Raw genomic sequence first — 14,736 nt, 5'->3', positions numbered from 1 at the left:
CCATGCCGTAAAGAACGAAGTACGGCGATCGTATTTGTAGAGACCCTACAAAAGTGTCGGACGGGTGAACGCTGCCCGACGTCTGCCCAGCTCAGCGAGCCGCATGGTCGTTTGGCCCTCACCCTAACGGATGTGTGCGAACTCCGTCACATGCCGTTCGCTACCACAGGCCCCGGGACCGTGCAAGGCGACCTACAGACAAAGCGACGCGAAGCACAAGCGCGTCTCGAGCGTCATGTGCATTTCTTCCCGTCATTTCCTGAACGCGCCGAAGGCGATATCTGACCGTGTTCGGGTGCACGAACAGCCTTTTCGCGCACGTCTCCAGCACGCCGCCGACCTCCAGGAACGCGTCCACCGTCTCCAGCAGCGCGCCGCCCGCGTCCTCCAGCGGCCGGGCAACCCTGTCGACCAGCTGCCACTCGGCCTCCGGATCGCCGGCCAGCGCCCGTTCGGGCAGCAGGTCGAGCGAACGGACGGGACGCGGCGCGGCCGGCCAGCCCACGACCGCCCGCAGCCCGCTCAGCGCGTCGCTGGCGCTGCGATGAGCCTCGGACAGGCTCGCGACGGTGGGCCCGGCCACCACGGGTCCCTCGCCGAACCCCTCGGCGATGCGCCCCAGCACGTCCTCACCGGTCTCCGTCGGCCCGCCGAGCACGACCACGAGCCGCGAGCCCTGCACCGACAGCAGCACCTGCCGGCCCGCGCGGGCGGCCTTGCTGCGCACCGAGTAGATGATCGTCGGCGGGTCCTCGCCGCCGGGATTGCCCACCAGCACGGTGGCTTCGAGCCCGGGGTCCCAGCCGAGCGCAGCGGCGCGCGACAGCAGCGACTCCTCGGGGTCGCCACGCACGATGCCGTCCACGACCAGCGCTTCCAGCCGGGCGTCCCACGCGCCGCGCGCCTCGGCGGCCGTCGCGTAGGAGGTGGCGGCGGAGAAGGCGATCTCCCGCCCGTACCGCAGCACGCCCTCCATCAGCAGCGCGCGTTCGGCCTCGGTCTCCGCCATCGCCGGCATCCGGTCCTCGAACAGCTCCAGCGCTATCCGGACGAGCTCGACGGTCTGGCGCAGGCTCACCCAGCGGGAGATGTCCTTGGGGGCGGAACGGAAAGCATCCGCGGTGAGCCGGATCGCCTGCTGCCGGTCGTGCAGCCACTCGACGAAGCCCGCCACGCCGTTCTGGATCAGCAACAGCACGCTCGCACGCTGGTCAGCGGGCATCCGGGCGAACCACGGCAGCCGCTGTTCCATCTCGGACACACTGGCCGTGGCGAGCGAGCCGGACGCGCGTTCGATCTTGCGCATCGTGCGGGCGGAGAGGGTGGGCGGGTGCTCCTCCTTCGCCTTCGTGGTGGTCATACCCGCAGCTTAAGGCGTTGGAGGTGACATCACCGGGACGGGTGACAGAACCCATGCAACCGTTTGAACGGCCATACCTTCGGGCAGCAGAGGTCTTTTCGTGCGGCGTGGAGGTTTCGTCTTGCGTAGGTTCCCGGCCCTGGCCCTGAGCGTGGTGGCGCTGCTGTCGACGAGTGTCGCCGCTTCGGCCGATCCTCCCGACCCTCTCGCCGAGTACGTCGCCCAACCGGTCAAGTGGGCGCAGTGCAGCGGAAAGCTGAGCGAGCTGGAATGCGCCACGCTCGTCGCGCCGCTCGACTACGCCAAACCGGCGGGCGACCGGATCAACCTGATGATCAGCCGGAAGAAGGCGGCGGCGCAGGACCGCAGGCGCGGCGTGCTGTTCACCAATCCGGGTGGACCTGGGGGTTCCGGGGTCGGACTGCCGTTGTTCCTGGCCAAGTCCGAGCTCGCGCAGGTCTACGACCTCATCGGCTTCGACCCGCGCGGCGTCGGCGGTTCGACGGCGCTGAACTGCCGGGCCGCACCGGCGATCGCCGCGCCGGAATCCCGGCCGGCGGACGGCGAGTTCGGCAAGTGGGCGGCCGAGGCGCGCGAGGCCGAGGAGGCGTGCCAGCAGTCGTCCGGCGGGATCCGCCAGTTCATCAGCACCGCCAACACCGCGCGGGACATGGACGTCGTGCGCGCGGTGCTGGGCGAGCCGAAGATCAACTATCTGGGTTACTCCTACGGCACCTACCTGGGCGCGGTGTACGGGACGTTGTTCCCGAACCGCCTGGACCGCAGCGTGCTCGACTCGGCGGTGCACCCGGAGTGGATCTGGCACGAGCAGTTCCGCCAGCAGGCCGTCGCGTACCGGCAGGACGTCGAGACGTGGGCGACCTGGGTGGGGGAGCGCAACGAGAAGTTCGCGCTGGGCAAGTCGCAGACCGAGGTGCTGGCCGAGGTCGAGAAGGTCGCCGCGAAGCTGAACACCACGCCGATCGGCGAGTACAACCGGTCTTCCTTCGACGGGGCGATGGGCGTGGGTGCCCGCTACCGTCCACTGTGGTCGGACCTGGCGACGATCGTGACCAAGCTGCGGTCGGGGGAGAAGCCGGAGAACGCCGAGGGCGCCAAGGCAGGGCAGGTGCTCGCGAAGACCAGCCTGCAGGAGCTGCGGTCCGGCGTGTTCGACACGGTCACCTGCGAGTCGGCCTGGCCGACCGACCTGCACATCTACTACGAGGACATGCGCACCTTCCGCGAGCGCTACCCGTACGGCTTCGGCATCGTCCGGGCCGCCCCGATGACGTGCACGTTCCGCTCGTTCACCCCGCCGGAGGAGGCGGTCAAGCTCGGCCGCAACGGTTACCCGGTCGGCGTCGTCGTGCAGTCGGAGGGCGACACGCAGACCCAGTACGCGGGTGGCCCGGCGATGGCGGCGCGGCTCGGGCACAACCTGATCACCGTCGTCGACGAGGGCAAGCACGGCATCTACAACGGCGGCAACTCCTGCGTCGACGGCAAGGTGAACCGGTACCTGATCGACGGGGCGCTGCCCGGCAGCAGTTCCGAGTGCGCCGGCGACCCGCGGCCGGACGTGCCGAAGGACGGTCAGGGCGGGGTGGCTCCGGCACCTGCTCCGGCGTTGTCCCCGGACCGGATGCAGTCGTATCTGGACGGCCGGGGACTCTCGGCCAGGCCGTAGAAATGTGGAAGCGCCCGACACAGAGCGTGGCGGGCGCTTCCCTCTCCCCGGTCCCCACCGGTGGTTCCACTCTGGACTGTATTGAGACAAAAATCCACGTCAGCCACCCTTTCGTGTCACAGTGTCGAGGTTGCTGAGCGGTGTGATCCGCGAAACGATCAACTGGTCGGATCTTCACTCACCGCAACTTTGTTCTAGGAGGGCCCGTGGGCTCGCAAATCACCGAGGGCCTGGGCCAGGCGTGGGCGATGGTCGCCACGTTCGTGCCGAAGCTGCTCGGCTTCCTGCTCGTTCTGGTCATCGGCTGGTTCATCGCCAAGGCACTCGCCAAGGGCGTGCAGTTCCTGCTCAAGCGCGTCGGCTTCGAGAAGCTCGTCGACAAGTCGGGCCTGCACGGCGCGATGCGGCAGTCGTCGATGGACGCGACCGGCCTCATCGCCAAGATCGTCTACTACTTCGTGCTGCTCATCGCGCTGCAGCTGGCGTTCGGCGTGTTCGGCGCCTCGAACCCGGTCAGCACGCTGCTCAACGAGGTCATCGCGTACCTGCCGCGGATCGTCGTGGCGATGGTGCTCGTGATCGTCGCGTCGGCGATCGGCACCGCGCTGCGGGGCCTCGTGACCGGTGCGCTGGGCCAGCGCTCGTACACGAAGATCATGGGCAACATCACCTACGGCTTCGTGATGGCGCTGGGCGTCATCGCGGCGCTCAACCAGCTGGGCATCGCGATCTCGGTGACGATGCCGGTGCTGATCGCCGTGCTCGCCACGGTCGCCGGCGTGATCGTCATCGGTGTGGGTGGCGGCCTGGTCCGCCCGATGCAGTCGCGCTGGGAGGGCTGGCTGAACCGCGTGCAGGACGAGGCCGCGGCCGCCCAGTCGCCGACGCCGCGCGCGTCGCAGGAGATGCCCGCAGGCGTGGGTGGCCGTGCCGGTGACATGCCTACGCCGCCGTCGGGCATGCCGATGTCGGACAGGTAGTTCGTCTGGGTGGAAGGGGCTCGCGCTGACCAGCGCGGGCCCCTTCTTCGTTGTTGAGGCCGTTCTCCAGTTGCGGTCCACCACGGGCGGCGAACCTCGGTGCCACGTGACGGTGGAGGAGACGTTCCATGAAGGCCCTGGTGCTGTCCGGAGGCGCGGGAACACGCCTGCGACCATTCAGCTATTCGATGCCGAAACAACTGATCCCGATCGCCAACAAGCCGGTGCTCGAGTACGTGGTGGAGAACCTGCGCGAGATCGGGGTCACCGAGATCGGCATCATCGTCGGCGACCGCGCTCACGAGATCTCCGACGTGCTGGGCGACGGGTCCGCACTGGGCGTGGCGATCACGTACATCCCGCAGGACGCACCGCTGGGACTCGCGCACTGCGTGAAGATCGCGCGGCCGTTCCTGGGCGAGGACGACTTCGTGATGTACCTGGGCGACAACATGCTCGTCGAGGGCATCTCCGAGATCGCCGACGAGTTCGCGGCGGTGCGGCCGTCCGCGCAGGTCGTGGTCTACAAGGTGCCGGACCCGCGGGCGTTCGGCGTTGCGGAGGTGGACGAGAACTCGCGCGTGACGCGGCTGGTGGAGAAGCCGCAGGAGCCGCGCAGTGATCTCGCCATGATCGGCGTGTACTTCTTCACCCCGCGCATCCACGAGGCGGTGGACGCGATCGAGCCGTCGTGGCGTGGCGAGCTGGAGATCACCGACGCGTTGCAGTGGCTGGTGACGCACGACCGTGACGTGCGGGCGCGGATCTACTCGGGGTTCTGGAAGGACACCGGCAAGGTCGAGGACGTGCTGGAGTGCAACCGCGAGGTGCTGCAGCGGATGCGCGCGGACGTCCAGGGCATCGTCGACGAGGAGAGCACGCTCATCGGCGAGGTCGTCGTCGAGGAGGGCGCCCGCGTCGTGCGGTCGTGCATCGTCGGGCCCGCGATCATCGGTGCCGGCACGCTGGTCGAGGAGTCGATCGTGGGGCCGTACACGGCGATCGGCGCGGACTGCCGGATCACCGAGTCCGGGGTGTCCGACTCGATCGTGCTGTCGGGTGCCTTCGTGCACAACGTCTCCGGCATCGAGACGTCGTTGATCGGGCGCAAGGCCAGGGTGGGTTCGGCGAAGCAACATCGGCTGGTCGTCGGGGACGACGCGCATGTGGAGGTGGCGGCGTGAAGCTGCTGGTTACCGGGGCGGCCGGGTTCATCGGCTCGCACTACGTCCGCACCCTGCTCGACGGCGGGTACGCGGGCTACGAGGACGCGCACGTCACCGTGCTGGACAAGCTGACGTACGCGGGAAACCGCGCGAACCTGCCTTCGTCGCATCCGCGGATGTCGTTCGTGGAAGGCGACATCTGCGACCTGGAGCTGTTGCTGGAGCTGCTGCCCGGCCACGACGCGGTGGTGCACTTCGCGGCCGAGTCGCATGTGGACCGTTCGCTGACGGCGGCCGCGGACTTCGTGCTCACCAACGTGCTCGGCACGCAGACGTTGCTGGAGGCCTGCCGCCGGACCGGCGTGTCCCGGGTCGTGCACGTGTCCACCGACGAGGTCTACGGGTCGATCGACGAGGGCGCCTGGACCGAGACGTGGCCGCTGCAGCCGAACTCTCCTTACGCCGCCTCGAAGGCGTCCAGTGACCTGATCGCCCGCGCGTACTGGCGGACCCACGGCATGGACGTGTCGATCACGCGCTGCTCCAACAACTACGGGCCGTACCAGCATCCGGAGAAGCTGATCCCGTTGTTCATCACGAACCTGTTCAACGGCGTTCAGGTGCCGTTGTACGGGGACGGGTCGAACGTGCGGGAGTGGCTGCACGTGTCCGACCACTGCCGGGCGATCCAGCTGGTGCTCACCTCGGGGCGTTCCGGCGAGATCTACAACGTCGGTGGCGGCAACGAGCGCACCAACCTGCAGATCACCGAGGCTCTGCTGGATCTGTGCAGCGCGGGGCCCGCGCTCGTCAAGCGGGTGGCCGACCGGCTCGGGCACGACCAGCGGTACGCGCTGGACGACACGAAGATCCGCGCCGAGCTCGGCTACGAGCCGCTGGTGTCGTTCGAGCAGGGGCTGGCGGACACCGTCGCCTGGTACCGCGACCACCCGGCGTGGTGGAAGCCGTTGCGGGACTTCACGTCCTGATCCAGTCCTGAAGGCGGTCGCACTCCTCGGCGACCGCCTTCTTCTTCGTGTGGGGCACGTTTTCGAGGTAGTCGACGGTGATCGTCCTGTCCTTGGCGACGGACCAGGTGGCGACGACGTAGCCGTCGACGAGCACTGTCGGTTTGCCGCCGACGACCACGCCGAGCCGGTCGTCCGCGATGACCCGGCGGCGGTCGGCGTGCGCGAGCAGGATGTTGTCGAACTCGGGCAGCAGGCGGACCGGTAGTGGTGTTTCCGGGTCGGGACGTGGCGCGTCGGGCAGGTCGAAGAGCTCCTTGCCGGCCTCGTTGCGGAACGTCACGAGCTGGGGGCGGAGCTGCTCGAAGACCTCGGCGAGTTTGGTGAGGCCGGACCACTGCTGGGCGTCCATGACCGTCGCCGGGCCGAACGCCCTGAGGTAGCGCAGCACGAGCCGTTCGCGGGGCATGGCGTGCTGTTCCTGGTCGAGCCAGGCTTCGAGGGGCGTGCAGATCGCGCGGCCGCTGCGGTGCCACAGGCCGCGCGGCGGGAGCTGGACGAGGGCGAGCTTGTTGCGCAGCGCGTTGCCGAGGACGGTGTGCTCGCGGTCCGGCCAGTGCTGCTGGAGCAGCTTGCCGACATCCGCGGTGCCCTGCGGGGTCTCGTCGAGGATCTTGCGACCGGCTTCGGCGACGGCGTCGAGGTCGAGGCCGCGCAGTCGTTTCGCGAACGGGCCGCTCTGCAGCTCGCGGTCCAGCCTGAGCTGCATGTGCGGCCTCAACGCGAGGGCGTCCTGTGCACTGACCAGGTGGATCGTGCCGCGCATGAGCAGGATGCGGACGACGTGCCTGCTGACGAGCAGGTCTTCGAGTTCCTGCGGCTGGAAGTGGTTCAGGCGGGTCCACAGGCCGATGTAGGGCGATTTCGGTTCCTGCGCCTGGATGCCGACGAGACGTTCGATGGTGGCGAACGCGCCGAGGTCAGCGCGCTCGCGCAGCATCTGCCGTTCGATCAGCGCCCGGTTGAGCTGCTGTCGGCTCAAGATCCCCATGGGGACAGGTTAGAACCTGATGAACGCGAAACCGGTGCCGTTCGGACGTTCGCCGTCGTGCACGACGAGCAGGTTGAGCTTGCCGAGGACGATGTCGGCGCCGTCGGAGTGCTCGACGTCCTTGATCCTGAAGTCCCTGAGCGGCGTCATGTCCGCCTTGCGGTACGCGACGAACCGCGAGTCGCCCTGACTGGACGCGATCAGCACGTCGTCCGCGATGGTCAGGCCCTCGGCGTCGGCTTCGAGCCACTGGCCGCCGAAGCCGGGGTCGGGGCCGTCCTGTTCACATTCCTCGGTCTCGGGGTTGTACTTCTGCGGCGCGCCCCAGCTTCGCACTTCGTCGACCAGCTGCGGCTTGCCGAAGCCGTTGGCGCGCAACGGGATGCGCCAGATGCCGACGTCCTCCTGCGCGGCGTACAGGGTGTTCGTGCGCTCGTCGATCACCATGCCCTCGACCTGCGGGCCCTCGCCGGGCTCACCGCACACCGTCCACTGCTTGCCGTTCGGGAGGGTGAAGGTGCTCGGCAGGTCCAGAGTGGACACCTTCCTGGTGTCGTACGTCCTGTCCTTGGTGACCTGGAGGAACGCGATGCTGGTCTCGTTGCGCCGGCTGGTGACGACGACGTCCCTGCCGTTGATGTGCCCGGCGGCGAGGCCGTAGACGTTGTGCTGGCCTTCGACCTCTTGTTCGGTCTTGCTGAACACCGGCTTGGTGGCGGGGTTCGTGACGTCCTTCGCGCCGCGTTCGTCCACTTGGAACACCCGGACACGATCACGGCCGCGGTCGCTGACGAACGCCAGGTTCCCGACGACGTCGACGTTGTTGAAACGGCCGGGTTTCGCGTCCGGCGTGGGTGGCCGCGGCGCCGGGTAGACGCCGATCGTGCGACCGTTCAGGTCGAACGCCGCCAGGCCGCCCTCCTTGAGTGTGCCCAGGACCACACTGCGCTCGGTGTCGCGCGGGTTCACCCAGATGGCCGGGTCGTCCGCGTCGGCGGGTTCCTCGAACGTCTGCGTGACGGCCGTTGGTGTGATTACCGGCGTAGTTGGTGCGGTGAGGAACAAAGGCACGAGCGCCAGTGCTAAGGAAGATGACATGGTGGCAACGTAGGAAACACCGGTATACGGCGACTGAACCACGGGGGAACAAGCCGTGTGGTACGAGGTGGGATTGACGATCTTCGGCCAGAAGATCGCGTACACGGAGCTGGTCGGCCAGGTGCTGGCGCTCGCTGTCGTCTTCCTGGCGCAGCGTCGTTCACTCTTGACCTGGCCCGTTCAACTGGTCTCGGTGGCATTGCTCTTCACCGTCTACCTGTCCGCGCATCTCGGCGGCCTCGCGACGCGTCAGGTCGTCGTCGGGCTGATCGCGATCTACGGCTGGTACGCGTGGGTGCGCCGCCGTGACCCGGTCTTCGGCGTCGTGGTGCGGACCGGTTCGTGGCGGGAACGTAGTGCGGTAGCGGGCGTTTTCGTCATCAGCACGGTTGCGTTCGCGCTGGTGCTCGACGCGTTGAACGCCTCGTGGGCGCCGTGGCCGGACGCCGCGATCTTCGTCGGCACGATCCTGGCCTTCGCGCTGCAGGGACTGGGCCTGGTCGAGTTCTGGCTGGTGTGGCTGGTGGTCGACGCCGTCGGTGTGCCGCTGCAGATCCAGTCCGGCCTGTACTTCAGCGCGTTCGTCTACCTGATCTTCGCGGGCCTGGTGATCCACGGGTTCCTCGACTGGACGCGTACCGCCCAACGGTTGACAAAGGCGGCAAAGTCTCCTCTATGAGGGGACTGATCGCACTACTGGCAGCTGCTTCGTTACTGGTTCCCGTTCCTGCGCTGGCCGCTCAGGAGCCACCGCGGACCGGGTTCGAACTCACCGGCAACTGGACCACCGAGGCCGAGGAACAGGCCTACCTGCGCGCCACCGGACTCCCCGTCTCGACGATCGGGACCACCGCCCAGGGCCGTCCCGTCCAGCTCGTGCGCGTCGGCCCCTCGTCGGCGCGCACGGTCGTGCTCTTCATCTGCTCGCAGCACGGCGACGAGCCCGCCGGCCGCGAGGCGTGCCTGATCCGCATGCGCTCACTGCCGCGGTCGTCGTCGGTGACCTACCTGTTCGTGCCGAACGCCAACCCGGACGGCCGGGTGCTCGACACCCGCGGCAACTCCGACGGCGTCGACATCAACCGCGACCACCTGTTGCTGCGCTCGGCCGAGGCCCGCGCGATGGCTTCGGTGATCCGCGACTGGAAGCCTGACGTCATCCACGACCTCCACGAGTTCGGCCCCTCCGAGCCGTACTACGTGAAGGACGTCCTCTGGCTGTGGCCGCGCAACCTCAACGTCGCTCCTGGCGTTCACTCGCTTTCCGAGACGCTGTCCCGCTCGTACATCCGCCCGTCCGTCGAGGCCGCCGGCCGCACGTCGGGCGTCTACGGCATCCTCGTCGACCCGGTGACCGGTGAACCGGTCGGCCAGATCGCCGGTGACCATCAGGAACGCATCCTCCGCAACACCGGTGGCCTGAAGCACGGCATGGGGCTGCTGGTCGAGACCAACGGCGACGGCACGCCTGTCTTCCGCGTCGACTCGCACCTTCGCGCTCTGGACGGCACCCAGTCGTTCGTCCGCGAGAAGCGCTCGGAGATCGAGGCCGCCAACGCCGCTTCTCGCGCCGTCCGGACCGGCCCGGTGTACTTCGGCGGCGCCGACAACCAGGCCCCGGATCCCTCGGACGTCCTGACGACCCCGCCGTGCGGGTACGTGCTGACCGGCGCCCAGTACCGCGAGGTGTCCGACGAACTCGCCCTGCACGGCATCAGCTCCCAGTACCTCCGCGGCGGCGACCGCATCGTGCCGCTGAAGCAGGAGGCCCGTGCGCTGATCCCGCTCCTGCTCGACGCCCGCGCCGACGGACCACTCCTGGCGGCCCAGCCCGTCGCCCAGTGCTAACCCAACTGATATATCGGTTGGCCTGACCAGCGCCTTAGCAATGAGTCATTGGACTTCGTCCGCAAAAGACCCATTGCTAAGGCTCCAGCAGGGCGCGGTGTTCGAGGGTGAACAGAGCGGCGCGCGACTGCCAGGCCAGCGTCCAGAGCCCGTCGGCGTCGCGTGACTCGCGGGTGAAGCCGTGCATGCGCGCGTACCAGCCGTTGTCGGCGATGACGAAGCGCAGGACGCGGTCGACGAGGTCCGCTCGCTTGTCGCGCGGCAGGCCGTAGCCGTCGAGAAAGCCGCGGAACCACTCGGCGCGGATCGCCGCCGGCGGGAGGCCGATGCGTTCGGCGACGTCGTCGTCGAACAGTTGCGCGCAGTACCAGGCGGTGACGGCGACCTCGTCGAGCGGCTCGACCGGCCCGGTGTACTCCCAGCCGATGAGGCCGGTCGGGCGTCGGGCGTCGAACACGACGTGCCAGGGCGCGATGTTGCCGTGGCTGATCACGGCGTCGTCCGCACGGCTGCGCAACGTCCACGGCATCCACCGCGCGTCCGGCGGCGGCGTGAACGACCGGCTCACCTCGTGCAGCCGCCGGAGCGTCGTGCCGAGTTCGTGGAGCGACCGTTCCGGATCCGGCCACACCTGCTCGGCGAGGATCGTGCCGTCGAGCCGGGTCAGGACCTCGTTGCCGGCGTCGTCGAAGCCGGGGCCGACGACGCGTGGCGCGGCCTCGAACCCTTCGGCCTCCAGATGGCGGAGGAACGCGTGCACGGTCGTCGTCCACGGTTGTGCCGGATGAGTGACGGTCGATCCGCGGCGCTCGCCGGGGTTGGTGTGGCCGAGGTCCGCGAGGCGGTCGTAGGGCTCGTCCTGCATGCCCGCAACCTAGGTATGTGCACGCGGTGAGGGCCACCGCATTGCCGTCCTGCAGGCCGCTGAGGACGCCGAAACCGTCTACCGGCGCTCGGGGGTTCACGATCGCGGGTGTACGCCCTCAGGACGCGAGAAGGGCCGCCCCGCGCGTGCGGGACGGCCCTTCCGAGGTACCAGCGGCTACGCGAGGCCCGCGTCGCCCGTGGACGGCCCTGCGGCCTGCACGTCGTCGATGCGGTACTTGCGGGCGGCCTCGACGACCTTCGCCTGCTCGACCTCGCCGCGCTTGGCCAGGGCGGCCAGCGTGGCGACGACGACGGACTCCGCGTCCACCAGGAAGTGGCGGCGGGCGGCCGGGCGGGTGTCGGAGAAGCCGAAGCCGTCCGTGCCCAGGGTCGTCATGTCGGTCGGGACGTACGGGCGGATCAGGTCCGGGATCGCCGACGCCCAGTCGGACACGGCGACGACCGGGCCCTGCACGTCCGCCAGCACCTGCGTCACGTACGGCACGCGCGGCTCGGCGTCCGGGTGCAGCAGGTTGTGGCGGTCGGTGTCGACGGCGTCGCGGCGCAGCTCCGAGTACGACGTGGCGGACCACACGTCCGCGGAGACGCCCCACTCGTCGGCGAGCAGCTTCTGAGCCTTCAGCGCCCACGGGAGGCCCACGCCGGAGCCGAGGATCTGGGCACGCGGCCCACCCGTCTGCGGGCCCTCCTGGTAGCGGTAGAGGCCGCGCAGGAGGCCTTCCACGTCCAGGTTCTCCGGCTCGGCGGGCTGGACGTACGGCTCGTTGTAGACCGTCATGTAGTAGAAGACGTTTTCGGCGTTCTCGCCGTACATCCGCCGCAGACCGTCCTTGACGATGTGCGCCACCTCGAAGGACCACGCCGGGTCGTAGGCGATCACGGCGGGGTTCGTGTGCGCCAGCAGCAGCGAGTGGCCGTCAGCGTGCTGCAGGCCCTCACCGGTCAGCGTGGTGCGGCCCGCGGTGGCACCGAGCACGAAGCCGCGCGCCATCTGGTCCGCCGCCGCCCACAGGCCGTCGCCCGTGCGCTGGAAGCCGAACATCGAGTAGAAGATGTAGATCGGGATCATCGGTTCGCCCTGCGTGGCGTAGGACGTGCCGACCGCCGTGAACGACGCCGTGGAACCCGCCTCGTTGATGCCCTCGTGCAGGATCTGGCCCTGCTCGGACTCCTTGTAGGCGAGCATCAGGTTGGCGTCCACCGAGGTGTACGCCTGGCCGTTCGGGTTGTAGATCTTCTGCGTCGGGAACATGGAGTCCATGCCGAACGTGCGCGCCTCGTCCGGGATGATCGGCACGATGCGCGGGCCGATCTCCGGGTCCTTCGCGAGGTCGCGGACGAGCCGGACGAACGCCATCGTGGTGGCGACCTCCTGCTTGCCGGAGCCGCGCTTGATGCCGTCGTAGACCTTGTCGCCCGGCAGCACCAGCGCCTTGGACTTCGTGCGGCGCTCCGGCAGGAAACCACCGAGCTGACGGCGGCGCTCCAGCATGTACTGGATCTCCGGGTTGTCCTGTCCCGGGTGGTAGTACGGCGGCAGGTACGGGTCCTTCTCGAGCACCTCGTCGGAGATCGGGATGCGCAGGCTGTCCCGGAAGCCCTTGAGGTCGTCCAGGGTCATCTTCTTCATCTGGTGCGTCGCGTTGCGGGCCGCGAAGTGCGGGCCGAGCGAGTAGCCCTTGATGGTCTTGGCGAGGATCACGGTCGGCTGGCCGACGGTCTCGGTCGCCGCCTTGTACGCCGCGTAGACCTTGCGGTAGTCGTGGCCGCCGCGCTTGAGGTTCCACACCTCGTCGTCGGTCATCGGCTCGACGAGCGCCTTCGTCCGCGGGTCGCGGCCGAAGAAGTGCTCCTTGATGTACGCGCCGTCGTTCGCCTTGTAGGTCTGGTAGTCACCGTCGGGCGTGGCGTTCATCAGGTTGACGAGCGCGCCGTCGCGGTCCGCGTGCAGCAGCGCGTCCCACTCGCGGCCCCAGACGACCTTGATGACGTTCCAGCCGGCACCCCGGAAGAACGACTCCAGCTCCTGGATGATCTTGCCGTTGCCGCGCACCGGGCCGTCGAGGCGCTGCAGGTTGCAGTTGACCACGAACGTGAGGTTGTCGAGCTGCTCGTTCGCGGCGAGCTGCAGCAGGCCGCGCGACTCCGGCTCGTCCATCTCGCCGTCGCCGAGGAACGCCCACACGTGCTGGTCGGACGTGTCCTTGAAGCCGCGGTCGCGCAGGTAGCGGTTGAACCGCGCCTGGTAGATCGCGTTCATCGGGCCGATGCCCATGGAGACCGTGGGGAACTCCCAGAAGTCCGGCATCAGGCGCGGGTGCGGGTACGACGGCAGACCGCCACCCGGACCGGCGTGCGAGTACTCCTGGCGGAAGCCGTCGAGCTGGTGTTCCGACAGCCGGCCCTCGAGGAACGCACGCGCGTAGATACCGGGGGAGGCGTGGCCCTGGATGAAGACCTGGTCGCCGCCGCCGGGGTGGTTCTTGCCGCGGAAGAAGTGGTTGAAGCCGACCTCGTAGAGCGAGGCGCTGGACGCGTACGTCGAAATGTGTCCACCGACACCCACGCCCGGTCGCTGCGCGCGGTGCACCGTCATCGCGGCGTTCCAGCGAATCCACGCGCGGTACCGGCGCTCCACCTCCTCGTCACCGGGGAACCAGGGCTCCCGCTCGGTGGGGATGGTGTTGACGTAATCCGTGCTGGTCAGCGAGGGCATGCCGACGTGGTTCTCACGCGCACGCTCCAGCAGGCGCAGCATCAGGTACCGGGCCCGTTGCTGACCGCCGCCCTTGAGCACCTCGTCGAACGACTCGAGCCACTCGGACGTCTCTTCGGGGTCGATGTCCGGCAGGTGCGCGGCCATGCCGTCGCGAATGACACGAACCCGCTCGGGGCCGGTGTTCTGCGGGCTCAAGGTGTCTCCTCGGCTTCGTTGGCGGTACTTCGCGTGGCCCGGAAACCGTGCCACGCACTCCTATCGTTGTCCTTGCGCGACGACTTCGTCACCGCTACTGATCGGTAGTTCTGGATCGTGTCGCTCACGCGCGCGCGATAAGAGGTATGTAGAGCGTGCCTTATGGCAGTCCAGGGATCTCCACAGGGGTCCCTGTTACGGCGTGTCACGTGGTCAACAGTTGCGCCGGAGGTAGCTGACAGTGTTCGCTAGCCCGAGTAACGGACTCTGGCGGCAGTCTTAGGGCTGTCGCTCTTGCGTAGTTGGAGGAGTGAAAACCGTGGTCGCCGCGGAAGACGCCGGCAAGATCGGCGTCGCCGAGAAGCTCGGGATCGAATCGGGCATGGTCGTCCAGGAACTCGGCTGGGACGAGGACGTCGACGACAACCTCCGTGCCGCAGTCGAGGAGCAGATCGGGGGCGACCTCCTCGACGAGGATGCCGACGAGACTGTGAGCATCGTGCTGCTCTGGTGGCGGGAAGACGACGGTGACCTGGTCGACGCCTTGCTGGAAGCAACCGGCGTGCTCGCCGAGGACGGCGTGATCTGGGTTCTCACCCCGAAGACCGGCCGTCCAGGGCACGTCGAGCCGAGCGACATCGCCGAGGCCGTGCCCACCGCTGGCCTCTCGCAGACCTCGAACATCAGCGTGGCCGACGACTGGGCCGGCACCCGCCTGGTGTGGCCGAAGTCCGCCAAGGCCAAGCGCTGACATCACTCGGGCTGACATAGGG

Annotated in this window: 12 protein-coding genes; 7 read left to right on the top strand and 5 right to left on the bottom strand. The window is 68.4% G+C overall.

Going from position 1 to position 14,736, the window contains the following annotated elements; translation table 11 throughout:
• Nucleotides 1-160 precede the first annotated feature (160 nt).
• Nucleotides 161-1,360, bottom strand: coding sequence for a PucR family transcriptional regulator (locus B0F77_RS27160; protein WP_086665825.1), 1,200 nt, complete (start codon nucleotides 1,358-1,360; stop codon nucleotides 161-163).
• A 121-nt stretch (nucleotides 1,361-1,481) separates the two neighbouring features.
• On the opposite strand from B0F77_RS27160, the gene B0F77_RS27155 reads away from it, so the two are divergent.
• The 4 genes from B0F77_RS27155 to rfbB all read left to right on the top strand — a co-directional run bounded on the left by B0F77_RS27155 (nucleotide 1,482) and on the right by rfbB (nucleotide 6,185).
• Entirely contained in the window at nucleotides 1,482-3,050 is a 1,569-nt protein-coding gene (locus B0F77_RS27155) for an alpha/beta fold hydrolase (RefSeq protein WP_245848690.1), read from the top strand.
• 206 nt (nucleotides 3,051-3,256) lie between these two features.
• Nucleotides 3,257-4,030 carry a mechanosensitive ion channel family protein gene (locus tag B0F77_RS27150; RefSeq protein WP_086665824.1) on the top strand — a complete coding sequence of 258 codons (774 nt, stop codon included), beginning with the start codon at nucleotides 3,257-3,259 and terminating at the stop codon, nucleotides 4,028-4,030.
• Between the two features lie 128 nt (nucleotides 4,031-4,158).
• Complete coding sequence (locus tag B0F77_RS27145; RefSeq protein ID WP_086665823.1) at nucleotides 4,159-5,214, top strand: glucose-1-phosphate thymidylyltransferase; 1,056 nt, start codon at nucleotides 4,159-4,161, stop codon at nucleotides 5,212-5,214.
• Nucleotides 5,211-6,185, top strand: coding sequence for a dTDP-glucose 4,6-dehydratase (gene rfbB, locus B0F77_RS27140; RefSeq protein WP_086665822.1), 975 nt, complete (start codon nucleotides 5,211-5,213; stop codon nucleotides 6,183-6,185). Before B0F77_RS27145 ends, rfbB begins: the two co-directional genes overlap by 4 nt.
• On the opposite strand, the gene B0F77_RS27135 is transcribed toward rfbB, so the two are convergent.
• Together B0F77_RS27135 and B0F77_RS27130 are read right to left on the bottom strand one after the other, a co-directional pair.
• Nucleotides 6,175-7,215 carry a winged helix DNA-binding domain-containing protein gene (locus B0F77_RS27135; protein ID WP_086665821.1) on the bottom strand — a complete coding sequence of 347 codons (1,041 nt, stop codon included), beginning with the start codon at nucleotides 7,213-7,215 and terminating at the stop codon, nucleotides 6,175-6,177. The genes rfbB and B0F77_RS27135 overlap by 11 nt on opposite strands.
• 9 nt (nucleotides 7,216-7,224) lie before the next feature.
• Nucleotides 7,225-8,313, bottom strand: a complete 1,089-nt coding sequence (locus tag B0F77_RS27130) for a phytase (protein WP_086665820.1) — start codon at nucleotides 8,311-8,313, stop codon at nucleotides 7,225-7,227.
• 55 nt (nucleotides 8,314-8,368) lie between these two features.
• Here B0F77_RS27130 and pnuC point away from each other — a divergent pair, with 55 nt between their 5' ends.
• Together pnuC and B0F77_RS27120 are read left to right on the top strand one after the other, a co-directional pair.
• Nucleotides 8,369-8,992 (top strand): nicotinamide riboside transporter PnuC, encoded by a 624-nt coding sequence (gene pnuC, locus B0F77_RS27125; RefSeq protein ID WP_086665819.1) that lies wholly within the window; start codon nucleotides 8,369-8,371, stop codon nucleotides 8,990-8,992.
• The gene (locus B0F77_RS27120) at nucleotides 8,989-10,161 is read left to right on the top strand and encodes a M14 family zinc carboxypeptidase (protein ID WP_086665818.1); all 1,173 of its coding nucleotides are present in this window, start codon (nucleotides 8,989-8,991) and stop codon (nucleotides 10,159-10,161) included. The genes pnuC and B0F77_RS27120 overlap by 4 nt, the downstream gene beginning before the upstream one ends.
• A 76-nt stretch (nucleotides 10,162-10,237) precedes the next feature.
• Here the strand turns inward: B0F77_RS27120 and B0F77_RS27115 are convergent, their stop codons facing one another.
• Nucleotides 10,238-11,026: an aminoglycoside phosphotransferase family protein gene (locus tag B0F77_RS27115; RefSeq protein WP_086665817.1), complete on the bottom strand. Its 789-nt coding sequence runs from the start codon at nucleotides 11,024-11,026 to the stop codon at nucleotides 10,238-10,240.
• 177 nt (nucleotides 11,027-11,203) lie between these two features.
• Nucleotides 11,204-13,963 (bottom strand): pyruvate dehydrogenase (acetyl-transferring), homodimeric type, encoded by a 2,760-nt coding sequence (gene aceE, locus B0F77_RS27110; protein WP_086665816.1) that lies wholly within the window; start codon nucleotides 13,961-13,963, stop codon nucleotides 11,204-11,206.
• 319 nt (nucleotides 13,964-14,282) lie between these two features.
• Between aceE and B0F77_RS27105 the strand changes: the two genes are divergently transcribed.
• On the top strand, nucleotides 14,283-14,714 hold the full coding sequence (locus B0F77_RS27105; protein WP_086665815.1) for a DUF3052 domain-containing protein: 432 nt from the start codon (nucleotides 14,283-14,285) through the stop codon (nucleotides 14,712-14,714).
• Nucleotides 14,715-14,736 lie beyond the last annotated feature (22 nt).

This window comes from Lentzea kentuckyensis (assembly GCF_002150765.1).
Lineage (GTDB): Bacteria > Actinomycetota > Actinomycetes > Mycobacteriales > Pseudonocardiaceae > Lentzea > Lentzea kentuckyensis.
The sequence above is the reverse complement of the archived record's forward strand: the minus strand, read 5'-3'. Positions and strand labels throughout refer to the sequence as shown.